27 protein-coding genes are annotated in these 18,708 nt (G+C 63.7%); 26 read left to right on the forward strand and 1 reads right to left on the reverse strand.

What is annotated here, in order from left to right; genetic code table 11:
• Positions 1 to 4 precede the first annotated feature (4 nt).
• The 23 genes from AC1RT8_RS07235 to AC1RT8_RS07345 all read left to right on the forward strand — a co-directional run bounded on the left by AC1RT8_RS07235 (position 5) and on the right by AC1RT8_RS07345 (position 16,837).
• Positions 5 to 352: a hypothetical protein gene (locus tag AC1RT8_RS07235; RefSeq protein WP_493074928.1), complete on the forward strand. Its 348-nt coding sequence runs from the start codon at positions 5 to 7 to the stop codon at positions 350 to 352.
• A gap of 148 nt (positions 353 to 500) precedes the next feature.
• Complete coding sequence (locus AC1RT8_RS07240; RefSeq protein ID WP_493074929.1) at positions 501 to 665, forward strand: hypothetical protein; 165 nt, start codon at positions 501 to 503, stop codon at positions 663 to 665.
• On the forward strand, positions 662 to 832 hold the full coding sequence (locus AC1RT8_RS07245) for a hypothetical protein (RefSeq protein ID WP_493074930.1): 171 nt from the start codon (positions 662 to 664) through the stop codon (positions 830 to 832). The genes AC1RT8_RS07240 and AC1RT8_RS07245 overlap by 4 nt, the downstream gene beginning before the upstream one ends.
• A gap of 53 nt (positions 833 to 885) precedes the next feature.
• Entirely contained in the window at positions 886 to 1,383 is a 498-nt protein-coding gene (locus AC1RT8_RS07250) for a helix-turn-helix domain-containing protein (protein ID WP_493074931.1), read from the forward strand.
• 1 nt (position 1,384) lies between these two features.
• On the forward strand, positions 1,385 to 2,653 hold the full coding sequence (locus AC1RT8_RS07255) for a PBSX family phage terminase large subunit (RefSeq protein ID WP_493074932.1): 1,269 nt from the start codon (positions 1,385 to 1,387) through the stop codon (positions 2,651 to 2,653).
• On the forward strand, positions 2,650 to 4,833 hold the full coding sequence (locus AC1RT8_RS07260; protein WP_493074933.1) for a portal protein: 2,184 nt from the start codon (positions 2,650 to 2,652) through the stop codon (positions 4,831 to 4,833). The genes AC1RT8_RS07255 and AC1RT8_RS07260 overlap by 4 nt, the downstream gene beginning before the upstream one ends.
• The gene (locus AC1RT8_RS07265) at positions 4,830 to 5,201 is read left to right on the forward strand and encodes a helix-turn-helix transcriptional regulator (protein ID WP_493074934.1); all 372 of its coding nucleotides are present in this window, start codon (positions 4,830 to 4,832) and stop codon (positions 5,199 to 5,201) included. Before AC1RT8_RS07260 ends, AC1RT8_RS07265 begins: the two co-directional genes overlap by 4 nt.
• Positions 5,198 to 5,386, forward strand: coding sequence for a hypothetical protein (locus AC1RT8_RS07270; RefSeq protein ID WP_493074935.1), 189 nt, complete (start codon positions 5,198 to 5,200; stop codon positions 5,384 to 5,386). The genes AC1RT8_RS07265 and AC1RT8_RS07270 overlap by 4 nt, the downstream gene beginning before the upstream one ends.
• The gene (locus AC1RT8_RS07275) at positions 5,380 to 5,694 is read left to right on the forward strand and encodes a hypothetical protein (protein ID WP_493074936.1); all 315 of its coding nucleotides are present in this window, start codon (positions 5,380 to 5,382) and stop codon (positions 5,692 to 5,694) included. Before AC1RT8_RS07270 ends, AC1RT8_RS07275 begins: the two co-directional genes overlap by 7 nt.
• A gap of 11 nt (positions 5,695 to 5,705) precedes the next feature.
• A complete protein-coding gene (locus AC1RT8_RS07280; RefSeq protein WP_493074937.1) occupies positions 5,706 to 5,837 on the forward strand; it encodes a hypothetical protein in 132 nt (43 codons plus the stop codon).
• Positions 5,837 to 6,031: a hypothetical protein gene (locus tag AC1RT8_RS07285; protein ID WP_493074938.1), complete on the forward strand. Its 195-nt coding sequence runs from the start codon at positions 5,837 to 5,839 to the stop codon at positions 6,029 to 6,031. The genes AC1RT8_RS07280 and AC1RT8_RS07285 overlap by 1 nt, the downstream gene beginning before the upstream one ends.
• Positions 6,032 to 6,033: 2 nt before the next feature.
• The gene (locus AC1RT8_RS07290; protein WP_493074939.1) at positions 6,034 to 7,023 is read left to right on the forward strand and encodes a hypothetical protein; all 990 of its coding nucleotides are present in this window, start codon (positions 6,034 to 6,036) and stop codon (positions 7,021 to 7,023) included.
• A 37-nt stretch (positions 7,024 to 7,060) separates the two neighbouring features.
• Entirely contained in the window at positions 7,061 to 8,083 is a 1,023-nt protein-coding gene (locus AC1RT8_RS07295) for a major capsid protein (RefSeq protein WP_493074940.1), read from the forward strand.
• A 22-nt stretch (positions 8,084 to 8,105) separates the two neighbouring features.
• Positions 8,106 to 8,549, forward strand: a complete 444-nt coding sequence (locus AC1RT8_RS07300) for a Bbp16 family capsid cement protein (protein ID WP_493074941.1) — start codon at positions 8,106 to 8,108, stop codon at positions 8,547 to 8,549.
• A 7-nt stretch (positions 8,550 to 8,556) separates the two neighbouring features.
• On the forward strand, positions 8,557 to 8,868 hold the full coding sequence (locus AC1RT8_RS07305) for a hypothetical protein (RefSeq protein ID WP_493074942.1): 312 nt from the start codon (positions 8,557 to 8,559) through the stop codon (positions 8,866 to 8,868).
• Positions 8,869 to 8,925: 57 nt separating this feature from the next.
• Complete coding sequence (locus AC1RT8_RS07310) at positions 8,926 to 9,528, forward strand: hypothetical protein (protein ID WP_493074943.1); 603 nt, start codon at positions 8,926 to 8,928, stop codon at positions 9,526 to 9,528.
• A gap of 4 nt (positions 9,529 to 9,532) precedes the next feature.
• Positions 9,533 to 10,198: a phage adaptor protein gene (locus AC1RT8_RS07315; protein ID WP_493074944.1), complete on the forward strand. Its 666-nt coding sequence runs from the start codon at positions 9,533 to 9,535 to the stop codon at positions 10,196 to 10,198.
• On the forward strand, positions 10,195 to 11,628 hold the full coding sequence (locus AC1RT8_RS07320; RefSeq protein ID WP_493074945.1) for a hypothetical protein: 1,434 nt from the start codon (positions 10,195 to 10,197) through the stop codon (positions 11,626 to 11,628). The genes AC1RT8_RS07315 and AC1RT8_RS07320 overlap by 4 nt, the downstream gene beginning before the upstream one ends.
• Complete coding sequence (locus AC1RT8_RS07325; RefSeq protein WP_493074946.1) at positions 11,625 to 11,960, forward strand: hypothetical protein; 336 nt, start codon at positions 11,625 to 11,627, stop codon at positions 11,958 to 11,960. Before AC1RT8_RS07320 ends, AC1RT8_RS07325 begins: the two co-directional genes overlap by 4 nt.
• Positions 11,961 to 12,035: 75 nt before the next feature.
• Positions 12,036 to 12,473: a hypothetical protein gene (locus AC1RT8_RS07330; protein WP_493074947.1), complete on the forward strand. Its 438-nt coding sequence runs from the start codon at positions 12,036 to 12,038 to the stop codon at positions 12,471 to 12,473.
• Positions 12,473 to 13,330 carry a tail fiber domain-containing protein gene (locus AC1RT8_RS07335; protein WP_493074948.1) on the forward strand — a complete coding sequence of 286 codons (858 nt, stop codon included), beginning with the start codon at positions 12,473 to 12,475 and terminating at the stop codon, positions 13,328 to 13,330. The genes AC1RT8_RS07330 and AC1RT8_RS07335 overlap by 1 nt, the downstream gene beginning before the upstream one ends.
• Positions 13,317 to 14,177 carry a D-Ala-D-Ala carboxypeptidase family metallohydrolase gene (locus AC1RT8_RS07340; RefSeq protein ID WP_493074949.1) on the forward strand — a complete coding sequence of 287 codons (861 nt, stop codon included), beginning with the start codon at positions 13,317 to 13,319 and terminating at the stop codon, positions 14,175 to 14,177. The genes AC1RT8_RS07335 and AC1RT8_RS07340 overlap by 14 nt, the downstream gene beginning before the upstream one ends.
• The gene (locus AC1RT8_RS07345; protein ID WP_493074950.1) at positions 14,177 to 16,837 is read left to right on the forward strand and encodes a hypothetical protein; all 2,661 of its coding nucleotides are present in this window, start codon (positions 14,177 to 14,179) and stop codon (positions 16,835 to 16,837) included. Before AC1RT8_RS07340 ends, AC1RT8_RS07345 begins: the two co-directional genes overlap by 1 nt.
• Positions 16,838 to 16,911: 74 nt before the next feature.
• Here AC1RT8_RS07345 and AC1RT8_RS07350 read toward each other — a convergent pair whose 3' ends face one another.
• Positions 16,912 to 17,286, reverse strand: coding sequence for a hypothetical protein (locus AC1RT8_RS07350; RefSeq protein WP_493074951.1), 375 nt, complete (start codon positions 17,284 to 17,286; stop codon positions 16,912 to 16,914).
• 58 nt (positions 17,287 to 17,344) lie between these two features.
• Between AC1RT8_RS07350 and AC1RT8_RS07355 the strand changes: the two genes are divergently transcribed.
• Genes AC1RT8_RS07355 through AC1RT8_RS07365 form a run of 3 tightly spaced genes read left to right on the forward strand, consistent with a single transcriptional unit; the run spans position 17,345 to position 18,707 of the window.
• The gene (locus AC1RT8_RS07355) at positions 17,345 to 17,878 is read left to right on the forward strand and encodes an NUMOD4 motif-containing HNH endonuclease (RefSeq protein ID WP_493074952.1); all 534 of its coding nucleotides are present in this window, start codon (positions 17,345 to 17,347) and stop codon (positions 17,876 to 17,878) included.
• A complete protein-coding gene (locus tag AC1RT8_RS07360; RefSeq protein ID WP_493074953.1) occupies positions 17,875 to 18,243 on the forward strand; it encodes a hypothetical protein in 369 nt (122 codons plus the stop codon). The genes AC1RT8_RS07355 and AC1RT8_RS07360 overlap by 4 nt, the downstream gene beginning before the upstream one ends.
• Positions 18,240 to 18,707: a hypothetical protein gene (locus tag AC1RT8_RS07365; protein WP_493074954.1), complete on the forward strand. Its 468-nt coding sequence runs from the start codon at positions 18,240 to 18,242 to the stop codon at positions 18,705 to 18,707. The genes AC1RT8_RS07360 and AC1RT8_RS07365 overlap by 4 nt, the downstream gene beginning before the upstream one ends.
• Position 18,708: the final 1 nt, after the last annotated feature.

Below are 18,708 nucleotides of genomic sequence, written 5' to 3' on the forward strand. Positions count from 1 at the left end.
GGAAATGAAAATGAACGATTATGGAATGCAGCGCGCAAATCTTGGCGGCGGCTCGATCGCAGGCGCATCGCTCGGTGGCGACAAGGCATGTGCGGAAATCCCAGTCCGCACGTTTCAGCATATCCGCCAGACAATCCAGATCGGCGAGCAGGCTGGGGCAGAGGCGCGCAAGAATCTGACGGAACTGATGGGGCGGCTCGGCATCCAGAGCATGTACGGCAACCCATGCGCCGGCACGGCAATCGCCCCCTCTGCTGGCGAGATCGAGGAAACGGATCGCGACCTCACCGAACTGGTGGACATGCTGCGCGAACTGCGCGGCCTGTCCGAGACCCTGGCCGCTCGCCTGTAATGGTTACCGTCCCTCCACATTCAAATCCGGGTGCGCGCCGGATCGAGGCCCGAGATGCGTCATGCGTCAAGTCGGTGGAGGGGTTGCGGGGTAGTAGTGCCGGCAATCTCGGGAATAGCGCAATTTTGCATCCGAAGCGGAGGGCGTGATGGGGCAGACCGAAGCAGAGAGGGTGAGCAAGCTGAGACAAGTCGGCTTCGACGACACTGCTGACGCCGTTCGCGACGCAGAGGGGGTGGTTATTCAGTCATGGGTGGTGATCGACCTCCTCGCTGAGCGCATGACCCACATCAACACAGGGAGGGAAGGGTGACGCATAGCACCAACCGCGGACGGCCGGCGCACCAGCGCGCGCGCATCATCAACGCTGCGGATTGCATGCTGGTGTCGCACGGTCGCGTGAACAAATCCCGCATCGCCCGCGAGCTGCGCGTCAACATCCGCACGGTATTTCGCGTCCTGCCAAGAATTTCGATCTAGCGAATTATGCCATATGCACAGGGGTTCGATTTTGTGACAGATGGGCTCCCGCCATGCCAGCGGATGACGCCACAATCATCGAGCACAGCGGCCTCCCTGTACCCGGACCGGGACGCGAGACCGGCTATCGCGTCGAGTATAACGAGCAGGCTCGAAAGCTATGCCTGCTCGGCTACATCGATACTGAGCTAGCCTCATTCTTTGGTGTCTGCGAGCGGACCATCAATAACTGGAAAGCTGAGTTCCCCGCTTTCTTGCAGTCCATCCGAGACGGGAAGGAAGCTGCTGACGCCGAAGTGGCAGACAGCCTGTACCGCCGTGCGACGGGCGAGAACATCATCATCGAAAAGGCCATCAAAAAGAGCGACGGATCGTATGAAGTCCTCTCCCTCAAGCAGTTCGTCCCGGGCGAGGTGCAGGCCCAGCGCCTGTGGCTGCTCAACCGCCGCAAGGGGAACTGGCGCGACAAGGTCGAGACCGAACATTCCGGCAATGTAACGGTCAATCGAGTGGAGCGTGTCATTGTCGACCCTTCAAATCCGGACCGCTAGGGTGTTCGCCCCCCTGCTTGAACCCGCGCGCGACAAAGCGGCGCATGGTGGGCGCGGTTCGGGTAAGTCGCATTTCTTCGCCGAGAGGATGGTGGAAGACTGCTTGGCTGAGCCAGGGGAGTCCGGCGGGGAGGGGTTGCGCTGCGTCTGCATCCGCGAAGTCCAGAAGGATCTGGCGCAGTCGAGCAAGGCCCTGATCGAGGATAAGTTGAGCCGTTTCAAGCTCGGCGATGCGGATGGCTTCAAGGTCTACCGCGACGTGATCGCGACCCCTGGCGATGGGATTATCATCTTCAAGGGGATGCAGGACTATACCGCCGACAGCATCAAGTCGCTGGAGAACTTCAAGCGCTCGTGGTGGGAGGAGGCGCAAGGGGCAACGCAGAACTCGATCGAGCTGCTGCGCCCGACGATCCGCGCTCCCGGCTCGCAGCGCTGGTGGAGCTGGAACCCGCGCCGCAAGGTGGATCCAGTCGATGTGATGTTCCGGGGCGAGGAGAAGCCGACAGGCTCTATCGTGGTTCAGGCCAACTGGCGTGACAACCCGTGGTTCACCGACGAACTGGAGCAGGAACGCCTGGACTGCCAGCGCATGAACCCGGACCAGTACGACCACATCTGGGATGGTGACTATGTCAGCGTCGTGTCGGGTGCCTATTTCGCCAAGCACCTGACCACGGCTCGCGCAGAGCATCGCATCGGCCGTGTTGCGGCTGATCCGCTCATGACGATCCGCGCCGTTTGGGACATCGGCGGGACCGGCGCAAAGGCCGATGCGACCGCCATCTGGATCGTCCAGTACATCGGGCGCGAAATTCGCTTCCTCGATTATTACGAGGCGAAGGGCCAGCCCTTGGCAACGCACCTCAACTGGCTTCGCGACAACGGCTACAGCAAAGCTCTTTGCGTCCTGCCGCATGATGGCGCGGCACATGAGAAGATCACGGACTCCACCTATGAGGGCGCGCTGATCGCGGCCGGCTTCAGTGTCCGCGTCGTGCCCAACCAAGGCGTCGGCGCGGCGATGCAGCGCGTCGAGGCAGCCCGGCGCCTGTTCCCGCAGATGTGGTTCGACGCTGACAAGTGCGCGGGCGGGCTGGAAGCCATCGGCTGGTATCACGAAAAGAAGGACGACAAGCGCGGGATTGGCCTTGGCCCTGAGCATGACTGGGCAAGCCACGGCGCAGACGCCTTCGGGCTCGTTGCCGTCGCCTACGAGCCGCCTCAGCAGCACCGCGAGATCACCTATTCGTCGAGGGGCATAGCATGACCGAAGACCCTGCATTGACGGAAGAGGCAGAGTTCGAGTTTGTGAACTTCCTGCGCCAGGAGCAGGAACGTGCGATCGATGTGACGCTGGACGATCGCCGCGCTGTGGCCATCGAGTTCTATCAGGGCGCTCCGTTCGGCGATGAGGTCGAGGGCCGCAGCCAGGTCGTCACCCGCGACGTGTCGGAAGTCGTCGACACGATGACGGTCGGCATTCTCGGCACGATCATCGCCAGTGGCAAGGTGGTCGAGTTCGAGACCGAGCCAGAGCCCAAGATCGGCGATGATGGGCAGCCCGAGGTCGGAGAGAACGGCCAGCCGGTCATGGTCGACTACGGCGAGGAAGCCACGGCTGCGATCCAGTATTATTTCATGCGGAAGCAAAAGGGCTACCGCATCCTGCACGACAGCCTGAAGGCTGGGCAGATCGAGAAATCCGGCATCGTGAAGACGTATGTCGAGGACCAGCCACCGATCATCGAGACGCGCGATGTGCTGGCCGGGGAGATCGACGTTGGCGACGATGGCCCGAACATTGGAGGCGTGCCCGTCACCGAGGCCGTCGCGACAGATGAGGGATGGGCGCCAGGCATGGAGTCCGTAGGCTGGCGCGTGAAGCTCTCCAAGCCTGTGCCGCCAAAGATTTGCGACGCGACGATCCCGAACGAGTTCTTCCGCGTCGCGCCCGACTGCGGTCCCGATCTGGACGAAGCGATCTATGTCGGCGAGCGCATGCCCAAGACGCTCAGCGATCTGGTGAAGCTCGGCTATGACCGCGCGGCACTCGATGACATCTGGAGCGCGGCGCCGGCAGACACGATCGTTGAGCAGGCGCGTGACAGCGAGCGCAGCCAGTCGCGGCTGAGTATCGGACAGCGGACAGGCGCGGCCAAGCTACTCTGGCTGGACGAAGAGTACCCGCTCTACGATCTGGACGGCGACGGCATTGCCGAGCGTCTGTTCGTGCACCGCATCGGCAATCAGATCCTCAAGGTCATGCCAGTCGATGAGCAGCCCTATTCGCTGTGGTCGCCGTTCCCGATGCAGCACCGGCTGATCGGCCAGTCCACGGCCGACAAGACGATGGACATCCAGCGTGTGCGCTCCGTGCTGCTGCGCCAGGGTCTGGACTCGATCTACATTTCCAACAGCCCGCGCACGCTGGTGGATGAGTCGAGCATCACCGTCGACACGATCGATGACCTGCTGACGGTTCGCGCTGGTGGACTGGTCCGGTACAAGAACACTGCGCCGCAGCCTCTAGTGCAGAACGATACGTCGCAGACCGCATTCCAGGCCATGGAGATGATGTCGAGCGAGCGGGAAAGCCGCACGGGCCTCACCCGCCAGTCGCAGGGGCTCAACCCCGACACAACCAACAAGACCGCGACCGGTATGGCGATGCTCCAGCAGAACGCGGACCAGATCGAACTCTACATCACGCGGAATTATGCCGAGGGCATCGTGATGTCGATCTTTGCCAAGCGGTATCGGCTCATGCGGAAGTACGGGAAGCCGTTCCGCATGAAGATCGAGGGCAGGTATCGCACGGTTGACCCGTCGAAATGGCCCGAGGACATCGACATGTCGATCAACGTCGGTCTCGGCACCGGCAACAAGGATCAGCGCCTCCAATACCGCATGTCGCTGCTGGGCGTGCAGAAAGAGGCGATGCAGGTCGGCATGCGCATCGTCGGCGAAGAGCAGGTCTATCAGAACATCCGCGGGCTGGTGCAGGACAGCGGTATCGGGTCGCCCAGCCAGTACGTCCTCGATCCGTCCACACTGCCACCTGAGGAGCCCAAGCAGGACCCTGGGGTGCTGAAGGTGCAGGCAGAGGCGCAACAGGCCCAGCAGGACGCCCAGAACGCTCATGAGCTGGCAATGGCGAAGCTGACGCTCCAGCAGCAGGCGCAGCAGGCGAGCGACGCCCTGAAGGCTCAGGCGAACGAACAGACGCTGGCGCTTCAGGCCGCAGCCGCTGAGCAGGCCGCGCAGCTCGCTCGCGACAAGGCAGCCGAAGAGGCGCGGCTGGCGCAGGGCAAGCAGGCATTCGAGATGGAGTTGGCGGAGCGCCGGTTCGCGTTCGAGCAGGAGATGGCGGCCAAGAAGCATGAGGCGGAGGCCGCCAATGACGACAGCATTCCGAGCAATCGGCCGGGCGGGAGTTTGGCGGAATGAACATCAAGCAAGCCCGCAAAGCCATGGGTATGACGCAAGCCCAGCTTGCCGCAGCGATCGGCGTAACAGGAACCTGGTTAGGCCTAATGGAGCGCGACAAGCGCCCGGTTGGGCGAAGGACCGAGCTTGCGATCCGACAGTTGCTATCTGACCGCGGGCTCCATGGGGAGATCAGCCCGCCAGTCGACGGCATCGCACGCAATCAACTCGTGACGGACGGGAAGGGTCGTGCCTTCCATGCCGCTGTTGCGTCATCCCCGTTCGGGACGGTTCACGTGGACGAGCAACTACTCGCGCTGTGTGGTGACCCGGCGGCTTACGTAGCAGGCGAGATGGAGCGGCTCCGCTTCTTAGCGGCGTCAAAATGAGCCGTTATTTCGCCGCCCCACGCAAGCCCGAGCACGCCGACGTGTTCGACGATTGCTATCCGCTGCTACCCGACCTGCATGTGCCCGAGCACCAGCCCGTGGACACCGGCTTAGTCGACATACGAGGCGCCGCGATCATGCGCGCGCCGAACCCCATTGGTTTTGGCCGGGACGGTGAATGGTGAACGACGAAGCCCTACGCATCGCGCGCGCCGAACAGGCAAAAGCCGCGCTCGACCAGTTCATCACGCCGGCCTTCACGGTCCTTCGCGCCGACTACCTGACCAAGCTGGCAGAGGTGGCGGCCAAGCCACTGACCGCGGACCTGCGCGCCGGCATGGAAAAGCTCGCGCTGGCGGTCAAGGTCGCGAACGAGGTGGAGGCACAGGTTCGGTCGCTTGTCGCAGACGGCGAGTTCGCCCGAGCCGATATGGACCGCGCCCTGCAAATCCAGAAGCTGCCCGCTGAAAAGCGCGCCTGGGCGGTGCTGTGATGAGCGCCGCCATGGACGCCTACAATCGCCTGCTCGCTGCTCGCCGAGTCGTAACGCCGGAAGAACAGGCAGAGACCGCCAAGGCCGACAAGCGCGATGCCCAGAACGCCCGCATCCGCCGTAAACTCGTGAAGGTGCTGTGATGCCGACCGACGAACGCGACCCCGTGATCATCAACCTGCGGGCGCAGGAGAAGACATGCCGCGACTTCGCGACCGCCTGCGATGCGAAGGCACAGGATGCCCGCAACAAGATGCAGGAAAACGAGCGCGCCGCGACTGAATCGCGCGCCCGTGCCGACAAATTCCGTGACGCAATCGAAGCCTTGGGAGCCTGACCGTGAACCTTGATGACCAGCCCGCACCCGTCGACACCGCAGTGGACGCGATCGATCCGGCCGCAGCGCCGCCCGCTATCGCCGAGCCGCAGCAGCGCGCCGAGGATGTAGACCCGGCCGACTTCTATGCGGAGGATCCTGCGCGCGAAGCCGCAACTGATCCCGACGCGGAGCCGGTCGACCCGGGTGCAGACCCTGACGCGCCAGTCGATCCTGATCGCGGCGCCGAACCTATCGCCGCGCCGCTGTCGTGGGCGAAGGACGCAAAGGACCAGTTCGCTAAGTTGCCGCGCGAGGCGCAGGAGATCATCGCGACGCGCGAGCGCGACCGCGAGACGTTCTTGCAGGCCAAGAGCCGGGAAGCCGCCCAGACCCGCCAGACGGTCGAAACCGAGGCGCGCACGGCGCTTCAAACCATCATGACGAACCACCAGCAGGCGCTGGCGCAGTACGCCGCGCAGATCGAAGTGCAGGCGCCCGACCTCCGCTTACTGAGCAGCGACGACCCGGCGCATCGGACGCTTTACTTCCAGCAGGAAGCAGCGTATCGTGCGACCTCTGCCCAGCGGGAGCAACTCACGCAGCAGATGCAGGAAGCCCAGCAGCATGCTGAGGCCATTGCCCACCACCAGCATCAGGCAGAGCTTCAAGCCGAGCATCAGTTGCTGGAGGAAAAGCTAGGTACGGATTGGTCCGATCCATCCTCGCGCGCGAAGCTGTTAGAGACCCTAACGCCCATCGCGGCAGAACTCGGATATCCCCAGGAATTGATCAACCAGGCTCGCGCCTGTGACATTCTCGCGATGAAGAACGTCGCCACACTCAAGGCCAAGGCCGACAAGTGGGACGCGTACAACAAGGCGAAGATGGTCCCGGTCCGTGACGCCAAGGGCGCAATTCCTCCCACTGCACGCCCGATCGCACCACATGGCTCCCGAGCCCCGGTCAGCATCGAAGCGCAGATGTATCCCGACGACGTTCGCCGCAACTGAGGGGGCTTGAGGGCTCCCCGAAACAAGGGAGGCCTGCATGGCCACGATTGGAAACAGCTTTCTCGGCCTCGCCGATGTCTACAAGCGCACCGACCAGAACCGCAACATCACGCCCGTGATCGAGGCGCTGAACATCATCAACCCCATCATGGAAGATGCGGTGATGATCGAGGCGAACCAGGGCACCAAGCATCTCTCGACCATCCGCACGGGCCTTCCGTCCGTCGCATGGGGCAAGCTCTATCAGGGCATCCCGCAGTCCAAGTCCGGCACGCAGCAGGTCGAGGACACGACCGGCTTCGTCGAGGGCATGTCGACCGTCGATGAGCGCCTGCTCGAGATCAGCAAGAACCCGGCCGCCGTCCGCATGAGCGAGGCTGAACCGTTCCTCGAATCCATGTCGCAGGACGTGGCGACCAACTTCTTCTATTCCGACACGGCCACCACCCCCGAGCGCTTCAAGGGCCTCGCGGCTCGTTACGGCGTTCTCGGCGGCAATGGCGCGGGCAACCAGATCGTCAACGCGGCTGGTGCAGGTTCCGACAACACCAGCATCTGGTTCGTCACCTGGGGCACGGCGCAGACCTCGCTGATCTATCCCGAGGGCACGACCGCGGGCATCAGCCGGCAGGACATGGGCCGTCAGCGCGTCCTCGATACGCTCGGAAATCCCTACTATGCCAAGGAAGAGATGTTCCGCCAGCATATCGGCGTGCGCGTCGGCGACTGGCGCTACAATGCGCGCATCGCGAACATCGACGTTTCGGACGTCGCCGCCGGCACGGTCGACCTCTACAAGTTCATGCGCCAGGCTTATTACAAGCTGCAGGTTCGCCGGAATCGCAAGATCCAGAACGGCGGCATGGTCTCGGCCGGTCGCACGGTCATCTACATGAACCGCACGATCCTGGAGGCGCTGGACGCACTCGGCACGCAGAGCACCAACGCGGCGCTGAAGCTGACGCCGATGGAACTCGAAGGCCGCGAGGTCATGACCTACCGGGGCATGCCGATCCGCGAGACCGACAGCATCATCAACGCCGAAACGGTCGTCAGCTAACGCTGGGCAAGGGAGACACGAAATGATTTTCGACACAACCGAACAGTTCAGCAACGCTCAGGCCATCACGGCAACCGCTGCGTCCACCAACGTCCTCGACACTGGCGCCACGGGCACGTCCTACGGGGCCGCTGCGGCCCATCGGCGCGATATGGGCAAGGGCACGTCCGTCCCGCTCGCCGTCCGCGTGGTGCAGAGCTTCAACAACCTGACCTCGCTCATCATCACCTACGAGGTGGCGGACGACGCAGCGTTCACGACCAACAAGACGACGGTCTTCACGTCGCCGACCTATGCGCTGGCCGACCTGGCTTCCGGTGCCCGCCACCTGTTGCCCGACGCCATCCCGGTCGGTGCCGATCGCCGCTATCACCGGCTGCTCTACACGGTCGCGGGCACTGCGCCCACGCTCGGGCAGATCACGGCTGGCGTCGTCGCCGGCAACCAGACCAACCAGACTCTGTGAGGGCGTCATGACCAAAGCAAAGCAGCCAAAGGCCTATATCTCGACCAGCGATGTCTTCGCCGCTGGAAAGTACACCAAGGCCGGTGAGCCGTTCGTGACCGACGCCCCAAAGGGCGACGGCTGGACGGAGAAAACGCCGGAAGAGGCGCACGCGATCGAGGGTTCGCTGAACAAGATTCCGGGCGATCCTCCGATTACCGAGAGCTTGGGCCTCGATGTTCTCCGCGCCCTCGCGATCACGGCGAAGGTCAATCCTGACGGCCTGAGCGCCAAGCAGCTCGTGGCTGCAATCAAGGCGGCAAACGAGCCGACGCTGTAATTCCTCGGGCGCTCGTTCGCGCGGGCGCCCGAGTCCATTTGCTGGAAGGGCGAGTAAATGACGTTCAGTCTGAGGGATCGCGTTTCCGATGCAAACCCGATGCCGGTCACTCCGGGAACATCGGCAAAATTTCCGCTCGCCAACGCGTCCGGCGTTGCGGCTGGCAGCCCCACCTACCGTGCGACCGGCGTGGGCTATGCCGCTTACGCCACCCCGACCGACATGATCACCATCACCGGTTCCGCTACCAAGACCGTCATCGTCACGGCACTGTCGGTGCAGATCCAGTCGACCGCGGCGGCGCTGCAGACGCTCTATTTCGTCAAGCGCAGCACGGCGAACACGGGGGGCACCGCGACCCAGCCAACCCCATTCCCGCTCGATAGCGCGAGCGCGGCTGCGACAGCGGTGGTGAACCTCTACAGCGCTGCGCCAACCACGGGAACCCTCGTGGGCAACGTCAATATCCTGCAGTTCTCGTCATCGACCCTGACCGCGAGCGGTGCGGCCGCGGCGCTCGGAACGGCTTCCAGCTTGGTCGATCTGCGTCAGGGCCTCGTCCTGCGCAGCGTCGCTGAGAGCCTGAGCCTCAATTACAACGGCGCGGCTTTGACGAGTGGGTTCACGGCCACGTGGTTCGTCGAGTGGATCGAGGTCTAGGCTGATGACCATCTTCATCGACGCAGAAACGGCGGACGATCTCACTACCTACGACGGGCTACTCCTATCTGTCGCCCGCTGGCTCGAACGCGACGACCTGACAGACCGGATCCCGGACTTTGTCCGTATGGCAGAAGCGCGATTCCGCGATGTGTTGGTTATGCCGGACATGGAAGTCCGAATATCGCTGACGCCAGCCGCGTTGGTGGCGCTTCCGACCGACTTCGACAGCATCCGCACGCTCGGCATTCCCGGCTATGCTGCGATGGACCAACTTTCGCCGGCTGATTTCTATGCCCTACCCAACGATATTGACAGCTCGCCACCCCTCGCGCGGCCGACAAAGTTCGCGATCGACGCAGGGAATTTCGCTTTCTGGCCGACTCCCGATCAAGCGTACACGGCAAAGCTGACCTACCGCGCCAATCTCCCCGCGCTCACTCTTCTGACGCAGACCAACTGGCTCTACAGGCGGCGCCCGGACCTTTATCTGTTCGCCTCGCTGCTCCACGCCGAGTTCTACGGCTGGAACGACGCCCGCCTGTCGCTGATCAAGGCCGCAGTCGATGAGATGCTGAGCGAGACGATGATGGCGGGCGTGCGTCGGCGCTATGGCTCAGGGCCACTGACAATGAAGCCGGCGGTGAATGAGCGCATCGGGCTGCGGTGAGCACGGCAACGACCATCTTCGGCGCCTATGAGCCGGACAAGCCGCTTCACCTCCAAGATGGCCTGACTGACATGGCCAATGCTTATGCGGGGGCGACAGGCTACCGGCCCGTAGGGCAGTTCCAATCGTTCACGGCCGCACTTCCGGGCGCGTTCAAGGGCGGAACGGCATTCGTCGCGTCCGACAACTCCGGCGCGCTGCTGGCGGGCACCGATGACGCGATCTACCGCTATTCTGGCACCGCATGGTCCGCGCTCGACACCGGTCTGACCGTACCCGAGCGCTGGCAGTTCACGCAGTTCGGCGACCTGGCTATTGCGGTCAACGGCGGCACGACGACGAAGATCGACCTGATCGCCAACACCATCGCAGACGTGCCCGATGCCCCGATCGCTGTTTGCGTCGCGACGGTGCGCGATTTCGTGGTCTACGGCCAGGCGGACGGCAACGCTGCGATGATTCAGTGGTCGGCGTTCAACAATGCTGACGGCAACACACCGGGGGTCGATCAGGCGGGGTTTCAGCCGATGCTGGCGGGCGGCCCTGTCATGGGCATCTCAAGCGGCGAGTATGGGGTCATCCTCCAGCGCTCCCGCGTCGTGCGGATGACCTATACCGGCGACCCGGATAACCCATTCCAGTTCGACCCGATCGCAGACAACATCGGCGCCATCTCGCGCGGGTCGATCATCCAGGCCGGTCTCGATGGCAGGCAGGTGTTCTTCTATTCCGACCGCGGCTTCATGCGCTGCGACGGCAACGCAGTAACCCCGATCGGCAATGAGCGCGTCGATGAGACGTTCCGTAAGCTCTACGCCCGGTCGATCGTCAACCAGATGTACGCTGCGGTAGATCCGCGCCGGAGCGTCGTCGCGTGGATGATGCCCGGCAATCCCGGCCTGACCCTGCTCTACGATTGGGCGCTTGATCGCTGGTCGAACATACGCGGCACGTTCAACGCGACGTTTTCGGGATTCTCGGCCAACACCTCACTGGAGGCACTGGATGCGCTTTACCCTGGCGGCGTCGATACTATCCCCTATTCGCTGGACGATCCGCGGTTTGCAGGCGGCGACCCGCTGTTTCTCGTGGTCGATCCGACCAACACGATCGGCACGCTGTCAGGGGCCAACGCAGCGGCGTGGTTTCAGGCGCCCTTCTCGGAATATGTGCCGGGGGTGAGCGCGCGGGTTCGGACGACGCGTCCACTCGGCGATGCTGTGTCAGGACTGACGGTCACGCTCGATGGACGTGCGCGGCTCGGCGATCCGGCGGCTACTTCTGCGCGAGGGACGCTCAACCCTTCCGGGCTCATGCCGGTTCGCATGAACAAGCGCTATATCGCGCCGCGCCTCGACTTCGCGGCTGATGCGGTCTGGACCTATGCGCAGGGCATCCAGCTTGAGGTAGAGCCGGGGAGCGGTCGGTGATCCTCCGCGTTCCCGTAACCGCCTCCAGCTCGCCGGAATGGGTTCGCCGGGCAGCGGAGGCCATCAATCGGGTGATTGAGGCCGTAGCGGGCGTCACGGCACGCGTCGACACGCTGGAAATGACGGATGCCGCAACTGATGCGGCACTGTCGGCGCTCGATGCTCGGGCGACGGCGCTGGAAACCTTCGCCGCTACCCCATTCACGCTCGCCAGCATCACGCTTCCGCCAGCTGCACTGCCTGGGTCGCCAGTCCACGGCATGCTTGCGGCCGACAGCGTGGACGGCAAGCTGAAGTTCTATGACGGCGCGGTGTGGCAGGCGCTTTACTAGGTGCCCGGCCTCTGATATCGTCCCCAGCACGCGCCCAGCCTCATTGGCAGCCGTCCACTCGAAAATGGACAGGCAATGAGCGCACTCCCCAAGACAGAGCCGCCCGAACTCATCATCGGCATGATCCGCGACCCGCTTTCGTGGGCAATGTGGCCGGTTGCGCGAGACATGCTCACTCCGGCGGCCGAACGCGGCGGCGAGGACTGGCAGGCGGTTGAGGCTGAAATCGCAGCCGATACGATGCAGCTTTGGGCGGTCATCGAGAATGGCACGCTTGCAGCTTCGGCGGTTACCCGAATTGCTCAATCCAACAGAGGGGAGGTGGTCGAAGTCTTCCTTGTGGGGGGAGAGGGTCACGTTCGCTGGCTCGCCCCCCTCAATGATCAGATCGAGCAGGCGGCTCGCAGCGTCGGCGCCGTCGCGATGCGCGCATGGGGCCGCGAGGGCTGGAAAAAGCCGCTGTCCGCGCTCGGATGGCAGTCAGTGGCCACGGCCTATGAGAAGGCGCTGTAATGGGCAAGAAATCGAAAACCGAGACAGGCCCGTCGAAGTTCAGCCAGCCGTACATCACGGCAGGCGCGAACGCGGTGCAGGGTGCTTACAACGCCAACCAGCCCAACATCGCCAACATTAGCAGCTTTCTGCAGAACAACATGGGCCGTGTCGCCGCATCGACGCTCGACAACCCCGGCTTGGCCGCGGCGGGCCAGTACAATCAGGACGTGCTCGGCGGGAAGTATCTGGGCGGTAATCCGCATCTGCAGGGCATCATCGACAGCACGAACAGCGACGTTGCCAACAAGGTCAATGGCGCGATCGGTATGCGCGGTGGGGCAGGGGGCTCTGCGCAGGCGCAGCTTCTCGCGCGCGAGCTGGCCCGCAATGAGACCGGCCTCCGCTATCAGGATTATTCGACGGAACGCGGCTATCAGGACAAGGGCGTCGCGAACGCTGCGGCACTGTCGGGCGCGAACGACAACAACATCCAGACGCTGCTCGCATACCTCACCGGCCAGGCGCAGATTCCGCAATCGGGCGCGAATAGCTACGCCAATGCGCTCGGCGGCTTGCTCGGCAATTACAACACGCAGACTTCGACGCCATCTACCGGCTCCAGCATCATGCAAGGCCTCGGGACCGCAGCCAGCATCGCCGGTATCTTCTCCGATCGGCGCCTGAAGATGGAAATCCGCAAGATTGGCGAGCATGCGGACGGGCTCGGGCGCTATGTCTATCGCTACATATTCGGCGGCCCGTCGCATGAGGGCGTGATGGCCGACGAAGTGGCGCAGCTTCGGCCGTGGGCTCTTGGCCCTGAAGTCGGAGGCTTCCTGACCGTCAACTACGAGGCCCTTCATGTTCGGCATTAAGCCCAAGGGCGGCATGTTCGGTGCACCGATGGGGCAGGCGCCGATCGGCACGCCTCCAATCTACGCGCCACCCGGCACCGAAGGAATGCCCGGCGCGGGAATGGCACCCAAGCCACAGGGCGGCTTCAACGCACCCGGGGGATGGGCGGAAAAGCTCGGCATGCTCGGCGACCTCCTGACCGGCAACCAGATGTTCACGCCGCAGATCCGCGCACGCCAGCAGCAGGCGATTGCCGAACAGCAGTATCAGCGCCAGCGTGAGGATGAACAGGCGACGTGGCTTGCACGCCAGCAATGGGCGCGGGAGAACCCTGCGCCGGTCGCTCCGCACTATTTCGAGACGAACGACGGCAGCCAAGCAGTCATCGGCCCCGATGGCAAGCCGCAGATCGTCTACAAGGACCCGACGCCCAAGGTTACGTGGATCACGTCAGACAACGGCGACGGGACGAAGTCGCTTATCCCGATGGTCAACGGCATGCCTGCGGGCGCCCCCGCTCCTGGTGGCGCTCCGGCGGCTGGCGGGCTCCCTCCCGGTTATACCGTGCGCAAGAAGGGAGGTGCGGCTTCTGGGCCGTCCACCTTTCCCGATCCGATGAAAGCGCCAGGCACCATGACAAGCGGCCGGCGCACGCCAGCGGGGAACCGACTGGTAGGCGGGGTTCCGAATAGCCATCACCTTACCGGCGATGCGGCGGACTATACCGGGGCAACGCCGGCGCAGCTCCGCGCCTATTTCGGTCCCGGCGCGCGTATCCTGCCAGAAGGTGACCACAACCACGTCACTCTGCCCGGCTACGGCCAGGTTCCTTATTTCGGCCGGCGCGGCACGACGGGGCTTCGATAATGTACGAAGAAGGCGATATCGCAGACGGCCCCAACGGCCCGCTGGTGTTCAAGGGCGGGAAGTGGGTGCCGATGGGTACCGCGCCTGCAGGTCCGCAGCCGCTGACGATCGGGCGACCTAATCCAGCGCGCCAGTACGAGGCGCCGATGGCCGCAGCAAACCTCGCCGCCAAGCAGGCCGATCTTGCGACCGCGCCGTATGATGAACGCAAAGCCAAGGCAGATGCCGCAAAGGCGGAGGCCGATGCCACAAAGGCCCAGCGGGAAGCGCAGGCCGGCGGGCTCGATCCTCGCCAAACGCAGCTCCAGAAGGATCTGTCGCTCGATGAAGTACTGACGGCGATCGACACCGCGCGCGGTCAAGCGTCGGGCTGGTCTACAGGCTTTGTCGGCAAGCGTCTCCAAGGTATCGGCGGGACGCAGGCAGACGATTTGCACGGCACGATTAGCACCATCGGCTCACGCGTGACACAGGACGTGCTGTCGCAGCTCAAGAGCCAGTCGTCGACCGGCGCTTCCGGCTTCGGTGCGCTGAGTGAGCGTGAGGGTGAAATGCTGCGCAATTCGGTCGCTGCACTGGACCAGTCGCAGAGCGCCGAGCAGTTCAAGCGGAACCTCGATAACGTCGAACTGCACTATCGCCGCATCAAGGCGATCCAGGCGGGACAGGACCCAGCAGACCCGAAGGTGCAAGAGACGTTCGGTATCGGCAAAAAGAAGGAATTCGTCCTTCCCGCAATGGGCGGGCAGGGCGGGGCACCCGGCAGTGGGCCAACGATTCCTCCCGGCGGCGCGCGGCCAGATGAGACGCAGCAATATTACGGTGGGCCGGGAGGTGGCGGCGGCCTCGCGCTCAACAACGACGGCTTCACGACCGTTCCCGATCCGACCCGCAAGGGCGCGATTGCGACGCTCGACAAGATGCTCCGTAGTGGCGTCTCCGATGCTCGGATCATGCAGTTCGCGACGAACCTTGACGCGAGTCCCGCTTCAGTCGCAGCGGCACTCAAGTTCCGACACGACAATCCCACCTACAAGGGCGGCTACAACCTCGACGCGCTGGGATTCAAAAAGGTGCCGGTCGGTTTGATCCAGCAGGGCACGAACCTCGCCGCGCAAAGCCCTGTGGGCGCGTTCGGCATGGCCGCAGGCAATGCTGTGACCGGCAACAACCTTGACAGCCTCGTTGGCCTGACGGGCGGCAACGCCGATCTCGCGCGCGCGGGGATGGCAGGGGTGGCGAATGCCAATCCAATTTCCTCGACTGCCGGCAATATCGCAGGCGGTGCCCTCGCTGCGGGCGGCTTGGAAGCGGGTCTGGGCAATGCCGCAGCGCGCTTTGGTGTCACGCGCCTTGGCCCCACTGGCATCGCTCGGGGTGCTGATGCGCTGTACGGCGGGATTTCTGGCGCTGGAGCGGCAGACAATGGCGATCGTCTCTCAGGCGGCAGCTTCGGCGCTGTAGGCGGCACACTCGGCGGCATGTTCGGGCGCGGCGTTGCGCGGGGCACGGGGGCACTGGCGCGCGGCGTTACTGATCCCGCGGTGACATTCCTGCAGCGCGCTGGCGTGCCCGTGACGGCGGGGCAGGCGCTTGGAGGCGGCGCAAAGGCACTCGAAGACAAGTTGACGAGTTTCCCCATCCTCGGCGACATGATCAACGCTCGGCGCCAAGAGGGCATTCGGGGTTTCAACGTTGCTGGATTCAACGAGGGATTGGCACCGATCGGGCAGACTGCGACAGGCCAGGTGGCAGAGCAGGGCGTCGATAACGCGCGCCAGCTTGTCGGGGATGCTTTCTCGAACGCTCTCGATGGCGTGCGCGTCAATGGAGATGCACCTTTCGAGGCGCAGATGAGGCCAATCTTCAATGCGGCCCGCAACCTCCCTGATCCGATGGCGGCCCGAGCTGAGTACACGCTCAACACCCGCGTCGGAAACTCATTCGGCCCGAATGGGGAACTGACCGGCAACGGCTTTCAGCAGTCAGTGCGTGGCCTCCAGCGTGATGCGCGCGCGGTGCAGAACGAGCCTTACGGCTACGACTTCGGCACGGTCGCACGCGATACGCAGGGCGCGCTAGAGGGCATATTGCAGCGCCAGGCGCCAGATGTCTTGCCCGCGTTCAGCAATGCGAATGAGGCATACCGGAATGTCAGCGTCCTGCGCGAGGCGGTGAACAGCGCGCGCAATGGGAACCGCTCCGGAGACACGGGCATGTTCATGCCTTCGCAGTTGGCCGACGAAGCTGCGAAGAACTCGCGCCGCTTCGGCGGGACACACGGCACTACGAACCAGCCATTTTTCGAGCTTGCGCGGGCTGGGCAGAACGTCTTGCCAAGCCGCGTCCCTGACAGCGGAACGGCGGGCAGGCTCATGGTCCTTGGCGGCCTCACCGCCGCCGGGTCGGGCGCTGGTGGCATATCTGGCGGGGATGTAGATTCTGCGAAGACTGGCGGGCTCGGAACGGCAGGTTCGGTGCTGGGTGCGGGCGCGCTCGGCTCGCTACTCTACACGCGGCGCGGGCAGCAGCTTCTGGTGAGTACGTTGCTCGATCGCCCGGATGCGCTGCGGACGCTCGGCGGTCAGTTGACGCGGGCCGCACCAGTCGCCGGCATGTTCGGCGCGGGCACTGCGCCATTGCTCCTGTCGGGCCAGTGACCGCATTTTCCAGCGACCGATCACCCCAAAAACGACCGACTTGAGCGCGACCGCGGCGGCGATTTCAAAAGCGGTCATGCTCGAGTCTCACCAATCTCGCGTTCCATCATGCGCAGAACGACGAGGTTACCCCAATAGGGCATATCCCGGCCCTCAGCTTCCCAAGCGTCCTGAGAATCTTTCATGCGGTAGGCGAGCTCTGCTGCCAACGTATCGCCATGGACGGCGCGAAACTGGCGAATCTCTGAGAGAACAAGAGCCATTCCTTCGGTGCGGTCCATGCCCACCAATTCAGGGACGTGTTCTGCGATGGTCGCCTGGTCGTCATTCAAATCTACAGTCCGTCTTGGGAACAGACCGGAGAGCCATTTTGGGAAGAGCATGTCGCGCTCAATAGCATGCCGCAGGGCCTTGGCATAGCCTCCCGCCTCTGTTACAGTTCCGCCCACGCGCCCAGCTCATCGCGAGCAGCCGTTTCCACCAGAGAAACGAGCGAGGCGCTTCCCGATGATCTCCGACGACGGTATTGTTTCCTACGAGCAGTGGAAGCCTGTGCCCGGTTGGGAGGCGCGATACGAGGCCAGCACTTTTGGCCGTGTCCGCAGCGCTGGCACAGGCGCCATCCGTGCCACCTCATGGAACAACGGTTACGAGAACGTCTCATTCTACATTGGTCGGAAATCATTTTCCAAGCGCATCGGACGCGTCATCTGCGAGACATTCCATGGCTCGCCGGTAGACGACGAGCAGGCGAACCACATTAACGCGCAGCGTTGGGATAATCGCCCTGAAAATCTTGAGTGGGTCACTCCCAAGCAGAACACCGCTCACAAGTTCGTTACCGGCACCGCGCAGATTGGGAATCGACACTGGCGACCCATTATCTCCGAAGATCAGGCCTATGAGATCCGGGAGCGCTGCGATCGGGGCGCGGAAACCCTGAGGGAAATTGCAAAAGACTACGGCATGACTGCCTCGGGCGTTTGCCACATCAAAAAGAGGACGTCGTGGCGGTACCTTCCCGAGAGGAACGCCGCATGAGTTTCGCAGATTGGAGCGCTACAGCAGCCGACAACACCTCGGTTGGCGGGGTGAGTATTGCCGAGAACTGTCCGCCGTCGAACCTGAATAACGCCGAGCGCGAGATCATGGCGGAGTTGCGGGCTGCGTTCAGCACCGCGCTGGACGCGTTTTTCGCCGCTCCGGACCTTGCAACCGCGCGCACCGCCTTGGCCGTGCTGGCAAGCGCTGGCGGCGCGGTATCAGGCAACATCACTCGCGCCAGTGCCGGGCCGCACCTTTACCACACGACTGCGGCCTTCACATCCGGCCGCGTCTTTTACACCGCAGCGGGCGCGAGCGACCCGACCTCACTGGCGGGTGATATCTGGATCACTGGGTCGTGAGCCTCTTTTGGCGCGATAGCGCTGCGGTAAAGCGCTCGGCAGGGGCTGTGTCCTTCCGCACGGCGGACGGCGTCAGCGCAGGAGATCTGAAGGCAGTCGACCAGATCCGCGTGCGCATCGCGGATGGCACGGACCCGGGCGACCTGAAGGAGGGGTACAAGCAGGGTATCCGCCTGGCAGCGCTTCCCGACAGCGCGAGCGGCTATTCCAGCGCCAAGACGGGGCCGATCACCAGCAGTTCGGTGACGGTCAACGTCGCTGGCGGGACGCCCCCCTACTCGCACTCATGGGCGCCCTCAGGCGGCGTGTCTGCGACCAATCCGACATCCGCGTCCACAGCTTTTGTCGGCACGCCACCCGCGATCGAGGGGGAGGTCGAGGGCGAACCTACCGACACGGTGACTGACGCCAACGGGCTGACGAACTCGATTTCCGTCCCCGTTTTTATCCAGCGGGGGGCATAGC

Source organism: Sphingomonas sp. GW821-FHT10F11 (assembly GCF_058809095.1).